The 25414-nt window shown below is 41.9% G+C and carries 12 protein-coding genes; 9 read left to right on the top strand and 3 right to left on the bottom strand.

The window, feature by feature from the left end:
* Positions 1-9 precede the first annotated feature (9 nt).
* The 8 genes from kdpB to M472_RS36255 all read left to right on the top strand — a co-directional run bounded on the left by kdpB (position 10) and on the right by M472_RS36255 (position 20597).
* Entirely contained in the window at positions 10-2079 is a 2070-nt protein-coding gene (kdpB, locus tag M472_RS36290) for a potassium-transporting ATPase subunit KdpB (RefSeq protein WP_021070882.1), read from the top strand.
* A gap of 37 nt (positions 2080-2116) precedes the next feature.
* On the top strand, positions 2117-2686 hold the full coding sequence (kdpC, locus tag M472_RS36285) for a K(+)-transporting ATPase subunit C (protein WP_021070881.1): 570 nt from the start codon (positions 2117-2119) through the stop codon (positions 2684-2686).
* A 12-nt stretch (positions 2687-2698) separates the two neighbouring features.
* Positions 2699-3739 carry a porin gene (locus tag M472_RS36280; protein WP_031301814.1) on the top strand — a complete coding sequence of 347 codons (1041 nt, stop codon included), beginning with the start codon at positions 2699-2701 and terminating at the stop codon, positions 3737-3739.
* A gap of 25 nt (positions 3740-3764) precedes the next feature.
* Positions 3765-4886 carry a histidine kinase gene (locus tag M472_RS36275; protein WP_021070879.1) on the top strand — a complete coding sequence of 374 codons (1122 nt, stop codon included), beginning with the start codon at positions 3765-3767 and terminating at the stop codon, positions 4884-4886.
* 29 nt (positions 4887-4915) lie between these two features.
* Positions 4916-6649 carry an ATP-binding protein gene (locus tag M472_RS36270; protein WP_021070878.1) on the top strand — a complete coding sequence of 578 codons (1734 nt, stop codon included), beginning with the start codon at positions 4916-4918 and terminating at the stop codon, positions 6647-6649.
* A 594-nt stretch (positions 6650-7243) separates the two neighbouring features.
* On the top strand, positions 7244-17593 hold the full coding sequence (locus M472_RS36265) for a T9SS type B sorting domain-containing protein (RefSeq protein WP_158499920.1): 10350 nt from the start codon (positions 7244-7246) through the stop codon (positions 17591-17593).
* 25 nt (positions 17594-17618) lie between these two features.
* On the top strand, positions 17619-18629 hold the full coding sequence (locus M472_RS36260; protein ID WP_021070876.1) for a PorP/SprF family type IX secretion system membrane protein: 1011 nt from the start codon (positions 17619-17621) through the stop codon (positions 18627-18629).
* 18 nt (positions 18630-18647) lie between these two features.
* The gene (locus M472_RS36255) at positions 18648-20597 is read left to right on the top strand and encodes an OmpA family protein (protein ID WP_021070875.1); all 1950 of its coding nucleotides are present in this window, start codon (positions 18648-18650) and stop codon (positions 20595-20597) included.
* A gap of 91 nt (positions 20598-20688) precedes the next feature.
* On the opposite strand, the gene M472_RS36250 is transcribed toward M472_RS36255, so the two are convergent.
* On the bottom strand, positions 20689-21342 hold the full coding sequence (locus M472_RS36250) for a sigma-70 family RNA polymerase sigma factor (RefSeq protein WP_021070874.1): 654 nt from the start codon (positions 21340-21342) through the stop codon (positions 20689-20691).
* A 116-nt stretch (positions 21343-21458) separates the two neighbouring features.
* Positions 21459-21875: a hypothetical protein gene (locus M472_RS36245; protein WP_021070873.1), complete on the bottom strand. Its 417-nt coding sequence runs from the start codon at positions 21873-21875 to the stop codon at positions 21459-21461.
* A 266-nt stretch (positions 21876-22141) separates the two neighbouring features.
* On the opposite strand from M472_RS36245, the gene M472_RS36240 reads away from it, so the two are divergent.
* Entirely contained in the window at positions 22142-22876 is a 735-nt protein-coding gene (locus M472_RS36240) for an AAA family ATPase (RefSeq protein ID WP_021070872.1), read from the top strand.
* Between the two features lie 27 nt (positions 22877-22903).
* Here the strand turns inward: M472_RS36240 and M472_RS36235 are convergent, their stop codons facing one another.
* Positions 22904-25336: an alpha/beta hydrolase family protein gene (locus tag M472_RS36235; RefSeq protein ID WP_031301810.1), complete on the bottom strand. Its 2433-nt coding sequence runs from the start codon at positions 25334-25336 to the stop codon at positions 22904-22906.
* Positions 25337-25414 lie beyond the last annotated feature (78 nt).

Below are 25414 nucleotides of genomic sequence, written 5' to 3'. Positions count from 1 at the left end.
ACTATTCTCATGGAAACTAATAAATCCTTGTTTCAAGGAACTATGATAAAAGATGCGGTTAAGCAATCTTTCATAAAGCTAAGCCCTGCGCATATGTACCGTAATCCTATTATGTTTACGGTCGAACTGGGAACACTTATTATGTTGTTGGTCTGTATCTGGATTGCTTTTGGTGAACAGGGGCAAGGCAGTCTGGTATATAACTTTGTCGTATTTGTCGTACTGTTGCTGACTTTGCTGTTTGCAAATTTTGCAGAAGCAATAGCAGAGGCACGAGGTAAGGCTCAGGCGGATAGTTTGCGGAAGACGCGTGAAGATACACCAGCAAAGTTAGCTGATGGGAGCGAGGTTTCGTCTTCGACATTACGTAGAGGAGATCTGTTCTACTGCGTGGCGGGTGATGTGATTCCATCCGATGGAGAGATTGTCGAAGGGCTGGCTACCATTGACGAAAGTGCTATTACCGGGGAGTCGGCCCCTGTAATCCGGGAGGCTGGTGGAGATAAAAGTTCCGTGACGGGAGGCACCAAAGTATTGTCGGATCGTATCATAGTGCGGGTGACAGTGCAGCCCGGGGAGAGCTTTCTAGATAAAATGATTGCCTTGGTAGAAGGTGCAAGTCGTCAAAAGACACCGAATGAAATAGCGTTGACTATTCTGTTGGCTGGATTTACGCTCGTGTTTATTTTAGTGACGGTTACATTAAAACCTTTTGCAGACTATGCGAATGTACCTATTACTATTGCATCGTTTATTGCGCTTTTCGTGTGTCTAATTCCTACTACGATTGGAGGGTTGCTGTCAGCGATCGGTATTGCCGGAATGGATCGGGCATTGAAAGCTAATGTAATTACGAAGAGTGGTAGGGCTGTAGAGACTGCAGGTGATATCGATGTGTTATTGTTGGATAAAACAGGGACGATAACTATCGGCAATAGGAAGGCAACTCATTTTTATCCTGTCGACGGTGGCAGTAGTGCTGCTTTGATAGAAGCAGCCTTGTTGAGTTCAGTAAATGATGAAACTCCCGAAGGAAAATCCATCGTGGAATTGGCTGCATTTACGGAGCAGGCGAGGATCTTGATGGATAAGGAGCGTGTTACCTATCTGAAAGGTGATGTGCCTGTGTTTGAATATCGCTTGTCCCAACTGAATTTTATTCAATTTACAGCAGAAACCCGCAGCTCGGGGGTGGATGTCGACAGCAGAAAAATACGTAAAGGTGCAACAGATGCAATGCGTGCTCAGGTGGAAGCCGCTGGTCATGTATTTCCTTTGGATGTACTGGAGCGCGTAAAAACAATTGCGGAAAATGGTGGAACTCCACTGGTGGTTACGGAAAATAGTACTCCCCTCGGCGTGATCGAGTTACAGGATATTATTAAGACGGGGATACAAGAGCGATTTGAGCGGCTGCGTAAAATGGGCATTAAGACGGTGATGGTCACAGGGGACAACCCACTGACAGCCCGGTATATCGCTGAAAAGGCCGGTGTAGATGATTTTATAGCGGAGGCGAAGCCTGAGGATAAGATGAACTATATAAAAAATGAACAGATGGCGGGTCGATTGGTCGCGATGATGGGGGATGGTACAAACGATGCTCCAGCGCTGGCACAGGCTGATGTGGGGGTGGCGATGAATAGTGGTACTCAAGCTGCCAAAGAAGCTGGTAATATGGTTGATCTGGATAACGACCCGACCAAACTTATCGAGGTCGTGGAGATTGGAAAACAGTTGTTGATGACTCGAGGTACCCTGACTACGTTTAGTATTGCTAATGATGTGGCTAAATATTTTGCTATTATCCCCGCTTTGTTTGTTGCAGCGATTCCTGCTTTGCAGGGACTCAATATTATGCGTCTGCATAGTCCAGAAAGTGCTATACTCGCAGCTGTTATTTTTAATGCGTTAGTGATTCCTATTCTGATTCCATTGGCTTTAAAAGGAGTGGCCTATAAGCCTATCGGAGCGAGTGCATTGTTGCGGAGAAATCTATTGATATATGGACTTGGAGGAGTATTGGTTCCTTTTGTTGGGATTAAGCTTATTGATATAGTTCTTTCGCTATTCTTTTAACTTTTACGGTGTAAAGATTTAAACAAATAATACACATATGAAAACAAATATATTACCCGCTATAAAATTGACGCTCGCTCTGCTCGTCTTGTTTGTTGTAGCCTATCCGGTATTACTATGGGGGATAGGTCAATTGTCTAATGGTAAAGGAAAAGGAGCTGTCGTTGTACAGGAGGGAAAAACCTATTATAAAAATATTGGACAGTCTTTCAAAGAGGCGAAGTATTTCTGGTCTAGACCCTCGGCTGTAGATTACAATGCAGCTGGATCAGGAGCTAGCAATAAAGGTCCCAATGAAGAAGCATATCTTACTACCGTAGAGCAACGTATTGCTGATTTTTCACAACAGAATCCTGGTGTGAGCGTTTCAGATATCCCTGTAGATTTAGTCACTGCCAGTGGTAGCGGTCTCGATCCTCATATTTCTGTAGCAGCAGCGCGTGTACAAGTAGCGAGAATAGCGCAACAGCGCAATTTGAAGGAGGCACAGCTCCTGGCACTCATCGGTGATCATGTCGAGCAGCCTCTTTTAGGCTTATTAGGGCCAGAAAAAGTAAACGTACTGATGCTTAATTTGGCTTTGGACCGTTTGGATAGCTCATTTTAAGGGATATAGAAGATGAAGAGTATTGCTGTTTTGATGGGAACAATGTTTTGCTGTAGTCTGTCTATGGCTCAGGATAATAGGGAGATGCGGATCGGAGGGTATGCTGAAATATATTATCAGCATGATTTTGCTGCTGCTAAATCGAATCAAAGGCCTAACTTTATATATAGCCATAATAGGAATAATGAGGTAAGTTTAAATCTGGGAATGGTGAAGGTATCTTATAGGTCAGAAGGTGTGCGGGCTGATTTAGCGCTCGGAGTGGGGTCTTATATGAGTGCCAATTATGCGGCAGAACCTGGTGTGCTGAAAAATATCTATGAAGGTCATATTGGCGTTCGCCTTTCCAAAGCACACGAACTGTGGCTGGATCTAGGGGTGCTCCCTTCTCATATCGGTGCCGAAAGTGCTGAAGGGGTGAATTGTCCAACATTGACGAGGAGTATAATGGCTGAGAATTCTCCTTATTTTGAAACGGGAGCTAAGCTGTCTTATCAAACACGTAATGAAAAATGGCAGATGGCTTTATTGGCACTCAATGGCTGGCAACGGATACAGCGAATAGATGGAAATACAACACCTGCATTTGGACATCAATTGATCTATCGACCATCTGATCGTTTGATACTGAATAGCAGTTCTTTTGTCGGCAATGATCAACCGGACAGTACCCGACAGATGCGTTATTTTCATAATCTGTATGGGCAATATCAATGGAGTGAAAAAATTAACTTTACGGCAGGCTTCGATGTGGGGGCACAGCAGGAAAGTAAAGGGAGTAATACGTATTATCAATGGTATACAGGAGCTTTGATTGTACAGTATAAATTCCATGATAAAATGGCGATCGCTGGGCGGACGGAGTATTACAAAGACCGTCATGGGGTAATCATTTCGACAGAGGATTCTAAAGGCATGGAATCTTTTGGGACATCGGTCAATGTGGATTATCAAATATTGCCCAATCTGGTCTGGAGGACAGAGGTTAAAGATCTGGTGCTGCGGGGCAGGCAGCACTGGAGTGCGCTGACTGCCTTGGCTGTCAGGTTTTAATGCATTCTTTTAATCTTGTAGCGATATGGAAGAAAATAAACGGGCTGAACAATTTTTAGATCTGATTAAAAAATCGAGAAGAGGCAAATTTAAACTCTATATAGGAATGAGTGCGGGTGTGGGCAAAACCTATAGAATGCTGCAGGAAGCTCATGGTCTGCTGAAGAATGGGATCGATATCAAAATCGGATATATAGAAACGCACTTTCGTAAAGAGACTCATGCGCTTCTGGAGGGACTGCCTGTCATCCCGCGTAAGCGTATGTTTTACAAAGGCAAGGAGTTGGAAGAAATGGATCTGCAAGCGATCTTGTCGGTACGTCCTGAGGTAGTGATCGTTGATGAACTGGCGCATACTAATATGGAGGGAAGCGCCAATGAAAAGAGATGGCAGGATGTAATGGACATCCTTACTGCAGGAATCAATGTGATCAGTGCGGTGAATATTCAGCATATCGAGAGTCTTAATGATGAGGTACGTGCTATTACAGGTGTAGAAGTCAGAGAGCGCATACCGGATAGTGTCGTAGCTTTGGCCGATGAAGTGGTTAATATTGACCTTACTGCGGAAGAGTTAATTGATCGGTTGAAAGCAGGAAAAATCTATGATCAAAATAAGGTAAATACGGCCTTAATCAATTTTTTTAAAAGTGATCATATCCTGCAGTTGCGGGAGCTGGCGCTCAAGGAGGTAGCTTCACAGGTACAACGTAAAGTCGAAACGGAAGTCGCTCCGTTGCGTACGTTAAGAAAAGAACGTCTTCTGGCCTGTATCAGTTCGAATGAAAAAATAGCCCGGACCATCATCCGTAAAACGGCGCGATTGGCAAATTATTATAATGCGGTATGGTATGTGCTATATGTACAGACTGCAAAAGAAGGGGTGGACAAAATAGCGCTCGATAAGCAGCGCTATCTTATCAATAATTTTAAGTTGGCAACGGAATTGGGAGCGGAAATCATAAAAATAAAAAGTAACGGTATCACACAGGCTATTCTTTCTCAATGTGAAGAGAGGAAGATAACGACGGTATGTATAGGAAAACCTCGTATAAGTCTGTTCCGGATTATTCTAGCTACAGATACGTTCAATACCTTATTGAACAAACTGTCTAAAGAGCATATAGATTTAGTGGTGTTGAGCTAAAGAGGGGCGTTGATTGAATAACGAATGGTATGAAGATGAACATAAAAACAAAAATCACCTTTGGAGTAGGATTGTTGTTCTTTCTTATTGTATTACTTGCTGCGGTTAGCGGTTGGTATGTCAATCAGTTGAAAAGAGATACGAACAATATATTGGTGGCGAATTATAATACCCTGCTATATGCCAATAACATGTTGGCCGTGTTGGATGAGCTGGACACAGATCCGGTTGCTGTGAGCCTTTTTAAAGAAAATCTAGATAAGCAGCTGCTTAATATGACGGAGGTGGGAGAGAAAGAAGCGACCCAATTGATTTTGGAACACCTACAGGCGTTGGAGAAAAAACCGGATGACATTTTGTTGCTTGCGACTATTCGTACTGATATTACCGGTTTAATGCGTCTTAATATGGAAGCTATACAGCGGAAAAGTGATGTAGCGGGCGATACTGCTCATCACGCTATCGTTATTATATCCATTACAGGAGGACTGTGTTTTCTGATTGCTTTTGTTTTGTTGGTCAATCTTCCTTCTTCTATTGCTAATCCGATTACGGAACTCTCTGAAAGTATCAAGGAGATAGCTAATCAAAACTATAAGAAGCGTGTATTCTTTTCAGGACATCGTGAGTTTGGTGAGCTGGCTGATTCCTTTAATACGATGGCCGAGAAACTGGAAGAGTATGCCGACAGTAAACTGGATAAATTACTGAAAAGTAAGAAGCGTATAGAAACGCTGATCGAACGCATGCATGATCCGGTTATCGGGACAGACGAACAAGAATACGTTTTGTTTGCGAATGAGCAGGCCTGTAAAGTAATAGGTATGAAAAAGGAAGAGCTGATCGGAGTATCGATCCGGGATCTGGCGTTGCATAATGATTTATTGCGCGATGTCTATCGTGATTGGGACAAAGAGCAAGAGCGCTCAGGGAATAATAAGGTGCTAAAGATATATGCGGATAGTAAGGAAAGCTACTTTGAGCAAGAGTTGGTCGATATAGGTATTGTTCCAACGGGAGAAAGTCAGGAACAGTTTATAGGGCGGGTGATTCTGTTGAAGAATGTTACGGCCTTTAAAGAGATGGATCTGGCGAAGACTAATTTTATCGGAACAGTATCCCATGAATTTAAAACTCCGATTGCCTCTATAAAATTAGGAGTCCAACTATTGGAGAATAGACAGGTCGGTGAATTGAATGACGAACAGACGAATCTGGTGTCGGGAATTAAGGACGATTTACAGCGTTTATTGGATATCACGGGTGAACTGTTGAATATGGCGCAGGTCGAAAGTGGCGCTATACAGATGAATGTTGCTTTGGCTGAGGTTAGGCCTATTGTCGAATATGCGGTTGAGGCCAATCGGGTAGTGATGGAGCAACGACATATAAAGATGGATGTGGCCATTGATCCGGTAGTTACCACAGTGAGGGCAGATTCAGAGAAAACAGCTTGGGTGTTGACAAATTTGTTGTCCAACGCGTTGCGCTATTCGCACGATGAGTCGATTGTCTATATTCATGTCTATAGTAAAGAGGAAAAAGTATGGTTTTCGGTAAGGGACACCGGACAGGGGATACTACCAGAGTATATGGATAAAATTTTTTACCGTTATTTTAGAGTACCCGGTTCTAAAAAAGAAGGAACTGGTTTGGGGCTGAGTATAAGCAAAGAGTTTATTGAGGCACAGGGCGGAGAGATCATTGTGGCGAGTGAGTATGGGGTAGGAAGTATATTCTCTTTTTGCCTTAAGATAAGTTGATCATTTATTGTTTCATTTGATTTGAACCTCGGCCTAAAATCTGAGGTTTTTTTTGTTTGTTCAATTTTGATTGAATGTTGTTGTGACAACTGTTTGCTCTTGAAGTAAACTCTTTTTGTAGCTCAAAATTTACAAAACAAAACTAAACTGTTCGGCAGAGTTAAATTAATAACATTAGTCACTAAAAAAAGTGATATATATCACTTTTTTTAGTGACTAATGTTAACTATTCAGTGAAAGTATTTAATGACTTCATTTTTTATTGTTCGTTTTGAGAAAATTAGTCTGTTTTTATGAAGTCTCTTTGAGATTTTTATATACCCATAGTAATTTTTATTGTTGTGTAGATTAAATAATATTCTGAAAATAATCTTAAAACTTTCCTTTGAATAATTTTTTTAAACAAAAAGTAACATTTAGTTTTGTGGTGTATTTAATATGTTACACATGTTGGATACTACCTATTAGAAATTGAATGATGTATTCGGGTTTGCGAAATCGTAAACTCTAGTCCATACCAAGTTGTTGATATATATGAAAAATGCAAGTCAAGCCCCTGGATTATTGCGAAGCCGTTCGTTAAGCTTCCTGTTTATGCTAGTTACTTATTGTATGTTGTTGCTAATGCCTGGATGGGCTAGGGGGCAAGTACAGCTAGAGAAGGTGTATGCGAACACTCAAACGAATGGAAAAAATTCAAAAGGGACATTATTAGGGTTAGGTGGAGATTATTCTTCAACAAATGATGCGAATATAGCGGATGTTGCAGATCCAAACTTCGCCGTTGATGGAAATGAAAATACATCAGCTGTTATGAAAGCTAAGAATGTCTCTTTGCTCGTCGCAGGAGTGACAGGAGAGTCTTGGTTACAGATGGATTTTTCGGCAACTGTCCAAGCGCGTACTACTACTTATATCAAAATTGATGAGCCTGAAACTACAGGATCCTTATTGAGTTTAGATTTGTTGAGAACAGTAGGTGGACTTTTAGGGTTATTGAGTGAAAATATTGTAATAACAGAGGCGTATAATGGTGACGAGATTTTAAGTAATACTCACGCAACTATTGTAGAAGGGGCTGACGGAAACGTTTATATTGCAGTTACTCCTCAAGATAGTTATAATGGAGTACGTTTAAAACTTAGAAGTCAAAGTAGTTTGTTGAAATTGTCACTTGGTGGAGGGTTACAGATGAACGTCTACGAAGCCTTTCATTATACTACTGCACCTAATTGTGGAAGACCGTTACATACCTATTATGAAGATAGTGGTTTAAAGATTGATTTGTTAGGGTTTAATAATAGAAATCTGAAGAACGCTATAGATGGAGACGATATGTCTTTTTCAAGTTTAAAACAAGGATCTTTATTGGGAATTAATGTGGCTGGTTCTCAAAGTCAAGTGTTTAACTTTGGCTCGTCTTCTTCTGTTACAAGTACGCTAAATATTAAATTAATGTTAGGCTCTGGGGGGGTGTTGAATGCTGACTTGTTAGGTGCTGCTGAAGTTATATTATATAATAAAGGGGCAAAAGTGTACCAACGTTCATTGCAGAGTAGCTTGCTTAATAATACAGATTTATTGAATCTGTTACAAAATGGAAAGCCAGTAACGATGACTTTTGCACCAGGCATGTCATTTGACCAGGCAGAGGTCCGCTTAGCTTCCCCTGTGGGAGTTAGCTTGTTGGGAGACGCATTGAAAATATATGACGTCCAGCGTTACGATGGCATTGGAGATTGTATTAACCCATTATTAAAGCCGACACCTTTAGAAACTTCGGGGCCATTTGAAGAAGCTTCTTGTGCTAGTAGTTTAGTTGATTTCGACAATGTAGATTTTCCACATAATGCAGTAGATGGTAACAATGAAACTTATGCTACACTGCACGCTGATGCAGGAGGCTTGCTCGTAAGCGGGCCTACTGCTGGATTTATTGAAATGAATTTAGGACAGGTATTGCCTGCAAATAAAACGACATATGTTCGTGTCAACTACGATCAAGATGTTTTAGATAAATTGCTCGGTGGTAGCTTAGGCAAATTAGTCAGCGATTTAGCTAACGGTTTATTGCTTGGAAATCAATTTTTCGAAGTAGAAGCCAAAAATGGTCAGGCTTCGGTTTTAAAAGAAAGCAGTTCCAATGCTTTTGCAGGGAAAGCTAATGGTGTGGTCACATTGGTGCAAGACAGTATTGGTCGCTATTACTTAGCTGTTACACCAAGTGCACCGTATAACAGTATTCGAATCACAAACCATGTAAAAGCCTTACTTGCTACAGGGAAAAAGGCTAGTTTAGATGTATATAATGCTTGTTTTGAAATTGGAACCGATGCTTGCTTCCCAGCAAACTTCACATCCTATAGGGGAGGTGGTATAGGTTTAAATGTGGGCAATATTTCTACTACAGGTGTAGAAAATCCATATCGCGCGATCAGTGCTAATTCTTCAGAATACTCTAAGATTAATTTAGGAGTTGTCGGTGTAGCAGCACACGTATATCAAACTATTTACTTTAATCAACCTTCTCAGGCAGGGGACAAAGTGAAGATCAGATTACAGATAGAGCCTTCTTCACTGCTTTCTTTAGATTTGTTAGGGGCGTATAAGATCAAATTCTTTAATGGTAAGGATCAAGTCGGTTCTGATTATACGTTACAGGCCGGACTAATTAATAATATCGATTTACTGGCACTATTCCGCTCAGGGGGGATTGCCGAGTTGGAGTTTGAACCTAGTGGAACCTTTGACCGTGTGGATATAGGGGCAGAATCACTTGTTTCTTTAAATCTCGCGGCTGAACCATTACGTGTGTACAGTGTAAAACGTTTTGGAGCTACTTGTCCAGAAACCAAAGAAGAGTCTCCATTTGTAGTTCCTAGCTGTGCAACATTATTGGTGGATGCTCAAAATGCTGATGATGTACAAAACCTGTTCGACGATGATTTTGGAAGTTTTGCTACGCTAAAATCCGGTTCGGGCATACTTTTAGGACTAGGTAATAAATATGAAGGTTCAGTAGAGCTTGGCTATAACCATATAGTTCCTGCTGGAAAGACATCCTATATTCGTGTAGATTTTGAAGACACTCTTTTAGAGAAATTGTTAGGTGGAAGTTTAGGGAATGTCGTTTCTGGCTTGGTTAATGGGCTCGTTCTAGGTGATCATTTTTTTGAAGTAGAGGTTAAGAATAATGGTACAAGAGTTGATTTTGCCAGCAGCCAGATGGACGCTGTTTCTAATGGAGGTAACAACACTGTACGCATTGTACGTGATAAAGATGGTCGCTATTATATTGCAGTGACACCAACAGAAGACTATAATTCGGTACGTATTACTGATAAAACGAATAGCTTAGTAGGACTATTGGCACAACCTAATACGATGAACGTGTACGGAATGTGTTACGAGACCAGTACAGACCAGTGTCTTAATGCTTTTTCGACCTCGTATGAGCACTCTGGCCTGTCTTTGAGTGTCAATGACCTGGGGGGGGCAGGAGTTACAAATCCACAATATGCGCTGAATGATAATACAACTAATGCTTCGCAGATTAGTAACGGAACTTTAGGAGTAGGTGCTGTTACAAAGCAATGGATCTTCTTCAACTCGGTGTCTGCTGCAGATGATGTAGCAATGATTAAGTTCAAAACTGGTGCAGGTGTTGCTGATGTTGCTATCTTGGGAGGATTGAAGATTAAAGCTTATCTGGGCCATACTGAAGTAGCGAGTGTAAACTGGGGAGCTACTGGTATCGTCAATGGAATCGATGTACTTGATCTCATTAAGAATGGATCTATAGTAGAATTGCCTTTTGCTCCAGGAGTACCGTATGACCGTATATCGGTAGGTATTGAAAGTTTACTAAATGTTTCAGTATTTCCTCCTGTTGAACTGTATTCGGTAACACGTTGTTTTAATTTGGATGCTCCGAATTTTGTCGCATGGAAGTCTGCAGATAAGTCATCTGTAAAAGGTGGTGAAGAAGTAACGTACAGTATTCATATTGAAAACAAAGGAACACGAGATCTTGTTAATTATATTATTGAGGATAAAATTCCAGCCCATACGACTTATGTCCCTAGTTCAGGAGGTGTTTATAATTCAGCTACAAATTCTGTCTCTTTTGAAAATGTTACGGTCTTAGCGGGCAAAAAACATACTCTCACTTTTAAAGTAAAAGTAAATTCGGATTTAACAGGTGTTCAGTTTATCAGAAACGTAGCACTTGTTAAAAACAGCCCAACAGATAAGGGAGTTGAAACATTTCCTCCTTTGGATACGGATCCTAATCAACCAGATACGGAAGGTGAGCCAGGAACAAAGATTCCTGTGGAAGTTGTGAAATCAGTTGTTTCTTGGAAAGCGTACGAAGTAGACGGTGATAAAACAATGACAGCAGTGTCCGGAAGAGAAGAAGTTACGTACCATATCTATGTACGTAATACAGGAAACCAGGAGTTGACCGGGGTTCAAATTACGGACGTGCTACCTGCGGGAGTAACTTGGAAATCAGGTGGAGCATATGCAGGAGGTGCAGTGAAGTTTACTATACCGACATTGAAGGTAGGAACGACTTCGGAAACGCAGAGTTTTGTCGTAACTGTAAATTCTAATTTAACCGGGATTACCGAAATTAAAAACATAGCTGTTGTTAAGCTTGATCCAAATTCATCGGATCCAGGAGAGGAATCTTTCCCACCAATCAATAACGAAGACCCAACAGAGCCAAATACTACTACACCGGGTACGACGTTGACGGTAGACGCAGTGCATAGTGTTGGATTCTTAAAAACTGGATTAAGTAATGGAGTTAACACTAGAGAAGCTCAAGAAAATGATGAAATTATCTATAGTCTAACAGTTAAAAATACAGGTAATACAAGGTTGGAAGATGTATATGTAACAGATACAATTCCACAGCATACAACTCATTTATCCGGTGGGACTTTAGCAGCTGGAGTTGTGACTTTGCCAGTTGGAGATTTAGCCTATGGCGAGTCAAAAACAGTTACTTTCACCGTGACAGTAGGATCGCTTACAGCTGATCCAGACAATCCAGTTACAGCGATTACCAACTTAGCGACGGCGCACTTTAAGGACGCCGCAGGTGCTGATAAAACGGAAGATGCAGAACACATTATGTTGACTAACTGTACAGCAGTCGACGCTAGTAATGTAAATATTTCGCAAAATGGTACTTTCTGCGAAGGTTCACCTGTTACCTTGACTGTGGACATTAAGGACGATTTAGGAATTGGATTGCCTGCTGTTGCAGATTTTACTGTAAAATGGTTTGCAGACGCGGCTTTAACAGATTATATAGGAGATGGAGCGTCATTAGATGTGACTCCTGTAGCCGGTGCTAAGTATTATGTGATACTGGAGCATAACAATTACTGTTTTAACGGTGCTGCTGCAGAATGGGAAGTTGCATTCTTGCCTACTGCCACTGCAGCGGATATCACAGTTAATGCTGACGGAACAGAATTGTGTGAGGGGACAGAAGCTGTCTTGATCGCTGAAGCCAGTGGTGTGCCTAATGCGAAATTTAAATGGTATGCTGATACAGATTTAACATTAGAGTTACCATACGACACACTAGGTGCAGTTGATGGTTCTATTTTGAGATTCCTACCTACTGCGCCAAGTACTACCGTATATGTAACAGTAAGTGGTGACGGTTTTTGTGATAATAAACCAGGAGATGCTAAGGCAGTAACTATAGGTGTTAAACCTGCACCTGTTATTACTTTATCAGGATCTAATGTGATATACGTGGCTACGGGTGCGACGATTACGTGGCCTACGGCAACGGCTTCAGCCGGTACTATTCAATGGTACGATGAGAAAGGACAAGCTATAGATTATAATGCGCTTCCAGCTAAGGTAGATACAGTAGCTCAATTAGCCTATACTGTAGTGGCCACAGACGGGGATTGTTCAGCCTCTGAAACTATTGTAGTTAACGTATATGATGGTCAGGATTGTCCACCGCAAATGGAGCGCGTTTATGCAACAGTGGATAAAGGATGGGGGTCTATCATTACAGGCGGTGTAACAGAAACAGGGAATGCGACAGATGGAAATCCTAAAACACACTCTCGGATAATTACTGGTGTAGGCTTATTGGGTATAGGAACGGCATGGCAAAATATCGAGTTTGATCATGAGATAAAGGCAGGTACACCTGTGACTATCAAACTAGGCAAGGAATATAGTGGTTTGACTCTCGCAGGAGGGCTATCAGTACAGGGTATTGGTGTCGATGGAAAAGCGTTCGGATCTTTAAAACCTGTGGACGGAGCTTTGTTGGATCTTTTGGTTGCTGATAATGTTGTTGAGTTTACGTTTGTACCTGCAGATAGGAATGGACCTAAAGCATTCAAAGGGGTGCGTGTAACAAATGGTGCGTTGCTCAGTGTGGCTCAGATATCTAAAGTGTACGGTGCTTACTATAATAGACCAGGACAAGCGGATTGTGAACCAATAGATAACAACACTAATACAGATGTGTTGGACGTCTTGCATGGGGTGGAAGATCTTGGATTAGGTGTTGCTAGTGCAACAGCTTCAGTAGTGTCACCATGGAAAGCTGTAGACAATGATTTAAGTACATCCGCAAAATTAGTCCGTGGTGTGGCAGTTTTGAACGCAGCTAATTTAACAGTGGTATTCAAAAACCAAGTGATGCCTACTGACTCCCTTCGTATTATCATGAAGGATATTACCAATAAAGGATTGAATTTAAATCTATTGACAGGATTCCGTTTCCAGCGTTATCTGGGAGGACAGAAAGCTGGAAACCCTATCCAAGGATTAGATGTTTTGAATTTGGCTTTGTTAAACTTTAAAGGTGATAAAGCTACGATGATGGTTGACGCATTTGCTGAGCCTTACGACCGATTACAAATTGCATTAGGTTCAATAGTGCAAGTTGGGTTGAGTGATCAAGTAGAAATATTCGATGTAGCCATACAACCAACCATTAAATACGGATCTATAGATGGTAAGTTTGAAATATGTGCCGGCGAGGATATTAATTTTGAAAGAATTGATGAATGTACGACTTACAAAGTCTATGACCAAGGCGGTAATCCAGTAGATGTTAGTACTGATGGTATGTCCTTTACTATTCCAAATAACACAGTGACCGGTGACCATACCTATTATGTACAAGCTATGCGTTACGGTTGTGGCGTAGGTGTTCGAATTCCGATTACGATAACTGTTAACGCTGTTCCGGTTATAGACCGTATCGAAATCAATGAAGAGGTACATGCTAATAATGAAATAACTCTAGCTCCAGGTGAAGAGTTTAAAGCAAAAGCATTTGTTAGTGAAAATGGAGCTAAAGTAACTAGCGCCAGTCTGCAAATGTTGGATATCGATGGTGATTGGGTAACACCTAACATCGGTGTCAAATACGGTGATTACGAAGCTGTTTTTGATATTCCTGCTAACGGAATCATCAATGGAGTAGATTACCGTAATAAATCGGTACAGTTGAGAATGCTGTTCCAAACAAATAAAGGTTGTGCTGTTGAGAGTGAAATCATTACTTTAAATATCTCTTCTAGTAAATACGATTTTACAGGTGAAAATCTAAAGAAAGTTGCTAAAGATGGAGTTGATGCGAAGGCAGTAGCTGGAGAGGAGTTTGTTTATACCGTGACAGTTAAAAATGGTGGACCATCAACGATTAATGCTGGTACACTGTTATACATTCAAGATCTTCCTTCGGAAGGACAGGAACTCCGTAGTGTAGTTGCTACGTCAGCCAACATCACATTAGGAGGAGGGAATTCACAAGGAGGATACTTTGTTCGTGCAGAAAGCGATATAATAAAGGATGCTATTTTCACTTTCGATGTTACTACCTTGGTGGATCGAGCTATTAAAGCTGATTTTGTAGACAATACATTCAAGATTTGGACTAAAGATCCAAATGGCAACTACAACGATGTAAATAATCCAGCTGATGGATCGGTTACCTCTCCACAGTATGAAGTAATCCGCAAATACGGATTCGACGATGATGCAATTACGAAAGTGGGTGATGCACCTTCTGCAGTAGCAGGTAAGCCATATAGTTATACCGTGACGGTCAATAATAACGGGCCATCGACCATAATGAATGGTACATCGATCTACTTCCAAGATGTGGTGAGCGCAGGTCAAAAGTTGGTTTCTGTAACAAGTACGACCGGAACAGCAAGCCTAGACGCAAGCACAGGTCTGTTTACTTTGGTATTGAATAAAGACATTGCCAAAGATGCAAGTTTCACATTAAATATCACTGTCGATGTGGATGCTGGTGCACCAAAAGAAATATCGAATACCATCCATATATGGCAAGACAATCCTGGATCAGATGTAAACAATCTACCCGTACCGGATGGCACAGCTACGACTGATCCGATTCCAGTAGAACGTGATTACGGTTGGGGTGAACCTGGTGCCGTAGTGAAGGTCGGTGATGCAGTAGAAGCAATAGCAGGTGAAGAGTTTAGCTATACTGTGACATTGACCAATAAAGGTGCTTCAACTATATTAGATGGTACTGAATTGAGATTGCAGGATGTAGTGAGCGCTGGACAGACAATAACAGGAATTATATCAGACAAGGGGGTGGTCAGTCCTGTTGATGCAAATGGATTCTTTACATTGACTGTTAATCAGGATGTCGTGGTGACTGAGCAGATCAAATTGACAGTAGTGGTGGATGTCGATCCAGATGCGCAGGTCAATACTGTTCACAATACAATTAACATCTGGGAGGATAAAACACCTATTACTGATGGACCGGATGGGACAGATACAACGGATCCAATTCCTGTGGCGTTCAATGCTAAGTTTACAGTAACGAAGACTACAGATGCAATAGAGGCTGTAGCTGGTGAAAAAGTAAAATACGATGTGGTATTGACCAATGCAGGCCCGTCGACAGCCAAGATTGGTAAAGAGATTTTAGTAATCGAAACACCAGGCAATATGGTGATCACGACAGCCGATATTAAAGTGATGTCGGGCAATGCCGAACTAGATGGTAACTACGATGCGAGTACTGGCGAGTTTACATTGAAGGTAACAAAAGATGTGAAGCTGACCGAGCAGATTGTTCTTGAAATCTACGCTATGGTACCGGCTAATGCTACGGGTATGGTTAAGAATGGTGTTAAAGTAGATGACGATGAGGAAGAGACACCAGAGATACCGGTAGTGGACAAAGTGAAGTTTGCCGTTCAGAAAACAGTTGCCGCTGGACAAAATGCAGTAGCAGGCGAGCAAATTGATTTTGATGTCATATTGACAAATAATGGACCTTCGACAGCAAAACCAGGTCATAAAGTACTGGTAATTGAGAAACCAGGACCATTCTTGACCATCACAGCTGCTGATATTAAAGTGACAAGCGGTAATGCTAATCTGTTTGAAGGTAAGTACAACGAAGTGACCGGTGAGTTCACGCTGGTGGTGACGAATGAAGTAGACTTGGGTGCTACGATTAACATGACTGTTACAGCGCACATAGCGGAAGAAGCTACAGGTACGATCAAGAACGGTATTAAGGTCGAAGACGAGGAAACAGAGACACCTCCGATTCCAGTAGACAACAAAGCGAAGTTCGGAGTCAAGAAAACAGCGAACAAGACTGAAGTTTTTGTCGGGGATATAGTCGACTTCAAAGTCGTATTGACCAACAATGGTCCATCGACAGCCCAAATTGGACATGAGATTAAGGTTGTTGAAAGACCTGATGGAATGACGATTACTGCTGCAGATATTGCAGTAGTAGGAGATAATGCATCCTTTGACGGAAATTACAACCAGACTACGGGTGAGTTTACAATTAAAGTAACCAAGCCAGTAGCAGTTGGAGGCGCGGTCGAGTTGAACATAAAAGGGCACGTACCATTAGATGCTACGGGAACGGTTAAGAACGGTATCGAAGTAGATGATGACACCGATGAGACACCTGAAATTCCAGTGGTCAGTGAGGCTAAGATGAAAATTGTAAAAGTAGCGGATGAGAGTACTGTGAAAGCAGGTGAAATGACTACCTTTACGTTGACGATAACCAACCAAGGACCAGCTACAGCGCAGTCGGGCAAAACCATTTCGCTTGTAGAGAGACCAGGGGCAGGATTGTCCATCAAAAACTATGAAATGATCAGTTCTAACGCCACCGTTCAAGGTTCTGATAACCAAGCTACATTGACAACGAGCCAAGTGATTGGTGTCGGTGAGGAGATTAAGGTCCGTGTACATGTACTTGTATCTGAGGACGCGCCAGAAGAGGTAATCAATGGTATCTCCGTTTGGGGACCAGGTAAAGATCCGGATACCGATCCTGAGGACGACAAGGACGATACCGATCCTACTCCAGTAGAGCATCAGCGTATCCAAGCAGTCGATGACGTCGCTGAGACGAATACCGCAGTACCAGTAGAGATTGATGTACTGGCCAATGATATTGTCACCAAATGGGATATAGACAAATCTACAGTAGAAATAGTCAATTCTTCTTCCGGCGCCATCATAACAGTGGGAATCGACGGTACGGTGACTTATGAATCATCCCGTGATATGATCGGTGAAGATACCTTTACTTATCGCGTGAAAGATGTGAAAGGAAGATGGAGCAATACAGCGACTGTGCGAGTGACGGTATCTAGTAATAATCTGGATATTCCAAATATCATTACGCCGAATGGTGATGGCAAAAATGATGAGTTCCGAATCAAAGGTCTTGAGATTTATGATAGGGTAGGACTTACCATTGTCAACCGCTGGGGTAATGAGGTGTACAAAACTAATGCATACAACAATGATTGGAACGGATTCGGATTAAGTGAGGGGACATACTTCTATGTGTTGGAATTGGTGAAGGCAGGCAAAAAAGAAGTACATAAAGGATGGGTGACGATCAAATCAAATTAATTGAAGTAATTAAGAAATACGTGTTATGAAACGATACGGAATAAAAAGTGCATTAATATTGACCATGGCTCTTCTAGGAATGAAGAGCTATGGCCAACAGAATATTCAGTTTACCCAATATATATTCAATTCTATCAGCGTAAACCCAGCCTATACCGGATATAAAGAGGAATGGTTTGGACAGATGGGACTTCGTAGTCAATGGTCCGGATGGGATGGTGCTCCGAAAACAGGTACTGTATCTATAGATGGGGTTATTGATGAAGATAAACGGCATGGTGTAGGGTTACAGATCACAGGAGACCAGTTGGGGGCTCAAGGAGCGACGAGTGCTTATGCCAACTACGCTTTGCGTTTACAGTTGGATCGGTCGGACGAGCATCGCTTGGCTTTGGGAATTGCAGCGGGAGCTACACAATATAGCTTGGATGGCCGAAAGTTGAAATACCATGATATTGATGATCCTTCCATTCCTGATGGACAGATTTCAACTTGGCGCCCAGACGTTCGACTTGGCGTATATTACAGCAATACAAAGTGGTATGCAGGGGTGGCAGTACACGATCTGTTTACCAATAGCAAGAGTGGAGAAGACTTTCAGTTCAATCTAAACTCATTGGAGAGCCTGTATCGGAGTATCCACGGCTATTTCATTGCAGGGATGTTGGTCGAATTGGATAGAGGCTTGATGTTGCGACCGAGTATTCTTGTCAAAGATGATTTCAAAGGGCCGACTTCCATGGACGTTAATGCTATGTTTATCTTTAATGAAAAATTTTGGATAGGAGCGAGCTACAGAACCAGGGCTAAGATTTTCGATAGAGATTACACCTCCAAAACGGCTAGTAAACTGAGTGCCTTGAACTCGATGAGTGGTATTGCTCAGTTTTATGTTTCCCCTAAGTTCCGCATAGGATATTCTTATGACCATATGCTCAACCGTATGAGTGGTATGCAGAATGGTACACATGAGGTAACCCTAGGGGTGACTTTTGGAAGAACAGGAAGACAGGTATTAAGCCCTCGATATTTCTAACTATCAATTGTAAGCAATATGGAAAGAAAATATTATAAAGGAATAGGTGCGTTAGCTTTGTTTTTGGTCTTAATCGGAACCGATATTCAGGCTCAAGAGCGACCAGGCAAGAGAGCGAGAGCAGAACAGGAATTCCTGCGAATGGAATATGCGAATGCAGCCCAGTCCTATGAACAGTTGGTTTTAGACAAGAAGAAGCCGAAGACTGAAGACTTGGAGCGCTTGGCAGAAAGTTATTACTACATTAAGCGGTATGAACTTGCCGAAAACTGGCTTTCGAGAGCTGTCTTGCTGGAGGATGCCAGTAAAGAAGCCCACCTAAAGTATGCGGAGGTTTTAAAACAACAAGGAAAGTATCTGGAAGCGAAAGAGCAGTATACTAAATATATGGGTAAGTACGGTACCAGTCCCGAGATAGAGCGTGCTGTTGTTGGAGCTGATTCGGCTGCTTATTGGATGGAACATCCGACCAAGCATCAAGTGAACAATGAGCGGGTCGTGAATACTGCTCTATCAGAATTTGGCCTTACACCTACTGCTAGTGGGGCCTTGTATGCTACAGAGCCCAACAGCCTATTGAGCGAAAAAAGTGGGATGACGGGACAGCCTTATTTGAGGGTCTATTCCGCCGAACGCCGTATCGACGGATCCTTGCATTATCCCAACCTAATGACAGAGTCTTTCAACAACTCTGCTTATCATGTGGGGCCTGTAGCGGTCAATTTAGCAAATGATGTCCTCTATGTAACACGGACCTATGCCGGTAAGGATGCGCAAAAGTATAAAGCTCATGCGCAGCGATGGAAGAAGCAAAACCTCGAACTTAAAATCTATAGAAAGAACGGTGAGGCTTGGATCGAAGACGATTTTCCTTATAATAATGTGAAGGAATATTCTGTCGGACATGCTGCCTTAAATAAGGATGAAACAATTCTGTATTTTGCATCGGATATGCCGGGAGGACAGGGAGGTGTTGATATCTGGTACTCAGAACTACAACAGGATGGATCATGGGGGACACCTCAAAATGTGGGCAGTCAGGTCAATACCAGTGGAGACGAAATGTTCCCATCGGTGGAAGGCGAGGAGCTTTATTTTTCGAGTACAGGTCATATAGGGATGGGAGGATTGGATATTTTTAAAGCCAACGGGGCTAAGGCTTCCTTTACAAAACCTGTTAATATGGGATACCCTATAAACTCTGCATCAGATGATTTTGCCTTTATAAACAGCATGGATGATGATATGCATACGATGGGTTATTTATCTTCAAATCGTACGGGCGGAGTTGGATCTGATGATATTTATTCCTTCTCATTGACAAAACCTAGGCTAAATATTGAATTGATTACCCTGGTTAAAGATAAGAAAACTGGCGAGATACTAGATCAGGCCATCGTCATGCTATATGAAGAAGGTAAAGTAATAGCCCGGGGAAAGACAGATCATCAAGGTGAAATTAGATTTGATGTTGATAAAGGGTTGTCTTACAGGGTTTATGGTGAGCGGGAAGGCTATATGGCAGACAGTGCATCGTTCAGTGCGGTGTATTCCCAACGAGATACAACCATACAGTTAGTCCTGAATTTACAACCTGTAAATAAAGTTGGTGAAAAATTTGTTCTGGAAAATATTTATTACGATTTTGATAAACATAATATTAGACCCGATGCGGCACTGATTTTGGATAAATTAGTCGCTACTATGCGGAATAATCCGACTTTGAAAATCGAATTATCAAGTCATACAGATAGTCGTGGGGCTAAGAAATACAATGAAAAACTCTCACAAAGGCGTGCGCAAGCAGCAGTGGATTATATCGTTGGAAAAGGCATCGATCGTGAACGCTTAGTAGCCAAAGGTTACGGAGAGTCTAGATTGGTCAATAAATGTGCGGACGGTGTAGATTGTACGCCTGAAGAACATCAAGCAAACAGACGGACGGAAGTCGAAGTGATTGCTTATTAAAATGCTCAGTTTTTTTATCATACATTCAGTATGATTATAATGGTAGATGCGGAATGCGGTATTTTCTCCCCGATTTTACCGCTTCCTTTTTTTAACGAGATAGAAGACCGATAGCAGCAAATACCTTATCAACGACGTTATTGCAATAGATAAGATTAAATTCAAATAAATCGGAAGGTGTATAGCTTTTCTCAATTTCACGACGTAATTTGTCCTTTGCTCGATTGAGTCTAACCTTGACATTGCTTTCGCTGATGTCTAGCAGCTGAGCTGTTTCTGCAACATCTAGACCGTTGATTTCGCGCAGAGAGAAAACCATACGATACTCCAGTGGTAAGCGGGACAGAGCTTCTTCAATCACACGGCGAAGTTCACGTTGTTGTAAGAGGGTATGAGAATCTGTCTCAGAATGGTTGAACATAGGCTGTGATGCGTCATCGATATCCATATTCGTCTCATTTTTGAAGCTCCATTTTTCGCGCCTGCGGTAGCAGTTGTTCAGCATGATACGCATGATCCAGGATTTGAACTGCGCACGTCCCTCAAAACTATTAAGAGCCTTAAAAGCGTCGACAAAGCTATCCTGCATCAGATCTTGTGTGTCTTCGTGATTGTAGTTGTAAGATCGGCCTATTTTATAGAGATAGGGATTGAAGCGCCTTACGATCTGTTCGTAAAGTCGGGTGTCGCCGGCCAGTATACGGTCGATAAGTTCAACCTCGGGGAGGTCGTTGAATTGTTCCATAGTATAACTTTTATGTAGATTTTATGTCTTTCAAACCTACATAAAATCATAAGAAATACCTTGCTAAATATGTACATATTTAAGCTCAAGAATAATGAAATTTACGATAGAAGATCCTAGGGCCTATGCCAGGCAAATAGTTCAGGCTGTAATTGTTTAATATGGTCCAGCAACGTTGGAGATTCAATTACCTTGGATTTTTCGATGATGACTTTATTAAACGTAATGATGTTTAAATCTATACTGTTCAAGTTGGACTCCAGCTGCTTCAGTTTTTTTGTCAGCCGAGTCTGACATAGTCCTGTATGAAGGAGTAAAGCAGCACTCCAAGTGTGGTTGAGTGCTTTGAGTTTTAAAGAAGACGTGTGTTTAAAGTCGGTATTTCTTGCTGTTTTCCCCAGTTTTTGAAAATACTCCAAAACTTCTTTGATACTGACCTCCGATGATATGCAGGTTCCTAGCGATATCAATACTATATTTTGTGGTGTTTTGGAGGACAGTACGTTTGATAAATCATTATTGACCTGTTGCATAATTTCTAGCTTTGTCTTTTTGAATGTTCATAGTATAATCTATAGCCCTATTCAAATACCTATTCCGAATGCGCTCAAAAGATCTTGTAGGTATCTATTAACATAGAGTAGGTGAGAGGACAAAAGGTTACAGTTTTTTTGCTTGGACCAGTAAATTAAATCCGATACTGGAGTAGTTTTAGGTTAGAACTATTCTTCAACTTTGTAAATGCTGTACAAACTTCCTAAAGTTCGTACCTTTGCAACAGAAAATTAGTTATTTTATAATGAACATCGCAGATTTATTAATTACCAAAAAAGAAGCCATTGCTTTGGATGATATGATTCTTGCAGACGAAAGTCGAATGCAGCTGGATCATCTATTGAAAGAACACAAATACCTGGATGTGTTGCAGGGCTATGGATTACCGGTAAATAATAAGATCCTTTTACATGGAGCATCTGGATGTGGAAAGACGAGTACTGCCAAAGCCTTGGCAAATGCGTTGAATAAGCCCATTTATATTCTGAATCTCAGTAATGTGATCAGCGCCAAGATAGGAGAGACATCCCAGCACCTCAAACAGATATTTGATAAAGCCGGACGTGACCAGGCTGTTCTTTTTCTGGACGAATTCGATCAGATAGGAAAGTCCAGGATGAGTGAAGACAAGGATGTGGGAGAAATTCGTCGTCTCGTGAACACATTGATACAGCTCATTGACTATTATCCTGAAAAAGCGTTATTGATCTGCGCAACCAATCATATTGAAGTTATTGATCAAGCTATCCTTAGACGTTTCCAGTTGCAGATTGAATACACTTTGCCTTCGTCAGTTGTTCTTGATCAGTACTATGACTCCTTGATGGAAAAACTACCTGGAGATATTGCAGATGGCGTGCAAAGGAAGTATAATATATCTTTTGCAGAAGCCAAAGATTATGCATTTACACAGGCCAAGTATAATTTGATAGAGAATCTGGAAAAAGTCTCCATAGTGCTACCTACAGAGACTTTATAAAAATCCAATAGGAGTTTCTAACTCGTATTACTGCGTGTCTTTTCTGTTTTTTACATAGTTCTCTAACCATTGGTCCTGTTCCCAGAAAGTATGGAGGACACCTTCTCTACTGCGGTAACCGTGAAATTCTTTAGGCAATAGTACAAGACGCACGATGCCTCCGTGTCCCTTGATCGCTGCGTAGAGACGTTCACTCTGTATCGGGAATGTTCCAGAATTTTCGTCATCCATACCATGTGTCATGAGTAGGGGACGCTTGATATTAGGAGCATAGGTAAAAGGAGACATCTTATCGTAAACATCCTTCGCCTGCCAATAAGTACGGGCTTCCGCTTGAAATCCAAAAGGAGTCAGTGTGCGGTTGTAAGCACCGCTTCGTGCTATTCCCGCTGCAAAGAGGTCTGTGTGTGCCAATAGATTTGCTGTCATAAATGCACCATAGGAATGACCGCCGACTCCAATACGTTGTCTGTCTGCAACGCCGAGTTCGACTACGTGATCGATCAGAGCTTTTGCATTGTCCTCTATCTGTTGGATGAATGTGTCATTCGGCTCGCTGCTCCCTTCACCCACGATCGGCATATCGGCTTGATCCAATACGGCATAACCGCGTGTCACCCAGAATACAGGCGATCGGAATGCCAGTCTAGGGTAGCGATGTGGCGATCCTTTTACCTGTGCCGCAGCAGCCTTGGTTTTAAATTCGCGAGGATACGCCCATATCAGTACAGGTAGTGGTGCATCTCCTTTTTTAAATCCTTCAGGTAGATATAGCGTCGCAGATAGCGTAAGACCGTCTTTTCGTGGATACGATAAAAGCTTTTTCTCCACGTTTTTTAAGCTCGGGTAGGGATCAGCAAATTGAGTCAATCGCCTTTCAGCTTTTGATTTTAAAGCCACAGCAAATACGTTGGGCGATACTGTTGAAGATTCTCTAAATACATAGACTATTCCGTTCTCATCATAGAATAAAGGGTCTTCATAATAGTTTCGTTTTGATTTGTATAGCGTATCTTGTTTGGTCGTATGCACATTCCAGCGCATTACAAAAGGCCGATCCCCTTCTTTTGAAGCTCCGGTCCCCTTGGTATAAACATTCCCTTTGCTATCGCCACGTAACTTCCCTTTGCTGTTCAGTAAGAAAGTGCCCGGATCCGTATAAGTATCCTCCGATTTACGATTAGACAATATCCGGAGTATTTTATTATTTTTACTATCAATGACACTCAGCTGGGAAGTACGGTCTTTGCGCCAGTTTTCTTCTATTATGCCAAAGCCTGAGCCCCACAAGATCTTGTGTATACGGTATTTGCTCGTATAGAGCTTATTGGCCTGCGTTATTTCAAAAGGTGCAGGAGCGGCAAACAATTCATCGCGGATTTCAGTATGTTGATTAGGATCACCTCCGTCTTTGGCCACAGTCCATAGTAGGGTTGCCTCCTTGTCCTTATGCCATGAAAAATTACGTGGCCCACTAATCACAGCATCAAAACTGATGGGTAGATTGTCCCCCAGTGGAATCGTATGTATTGTCCTGTTGGTCTTGTGCTCCAGGTCTACTATGGATACCTCAACAGGGAAGAGCTGTATAGGTACGAGGTACGAGTAGGGTCTTACTATTTTCTCGATAAGGAGATATCTGCCATCTGGAGAGTAGCTGACATCGTTTAAAATACCGGACACCCCCAGTTCCTTCGTCTGACCTTTCCTGTCGATCTCGATCAGATCAGAACTTAGATAGTACCCCATCAGGTTTTCGTCGTGTGCATTGGCCAGCAGATTCTGATAGGTACGTGAAGGCGTAATACCGCCGAGATTCTCCTGGACGATAGGGCCTATGGGCACAGGGTTTGCCTGCGGTACTTTTTGGTTGGCAAACGCAATACGTTGTACTAACAATATATCGTCATTCTTCCATTGAAAAGTGTTTCCAAAGCTGTCATTTACCTGATCCAATACTTTTTGAGCCTTTTGAGTGCTTAGGTCAGCGATCCAAAGTTCGGTCCGTTGCATGGTTTTGTTGAGGAAAGCGAAAGATTTATTGGATGGAGACCATTTAATATCGGTCAATTGAAGGTCGTTTGGAAGTCCCTGTAGCGTAAATTCTTTTCCTGCTTTGATATCGCGTATACGTAATGATGTATACTTGCCCGAATTTTCTCCTACAGTCGTGTAGGTTATAGGATTGATCCGTAATCCGGCGATACCCAGTACAGGTTGTGATGCTTGCTCTATGGTTTCAAAACCCGGAGCTTCAAGCATCAGCATCCATGTGCCGTCGCTACTGATTCTGATGTCTGGTATCTGTGGTGCATCGACCAGATCTACGATGCTTTTGGGGGGCAGTTTGTAAGGGATCTGCTCTTGTGCCACAGCAACCGTACTCATTAACCACAAGCCCGTGATAATAGTTAAGCGCGTGGTTAAGGTTTTCCATTTCGTTCTTCTTCTAAAAATCATCAGCAATCTTTAATTAGTTATATCCTATATTCTTTAGGCAATATTCAAAGGGTTAAGATACACATTTTGGGCCTTATT

It is taken from the genome of Sphingobacterium paucimobilis HER1398 (assembly GCF_000416985.1).
Lineage (GTDB): Bacteria > Bacteroidota > Bacteroidia > Sphingobacteriales > Sphingobacteriaceae > Sphingobacterium > Sphingobacterium paucimobilis.
The sequence above is the reverse complement of the archived record's forward strand: the minus strand, read 5'-3'. Positions and strand labels throughout refer to the sequence as shown.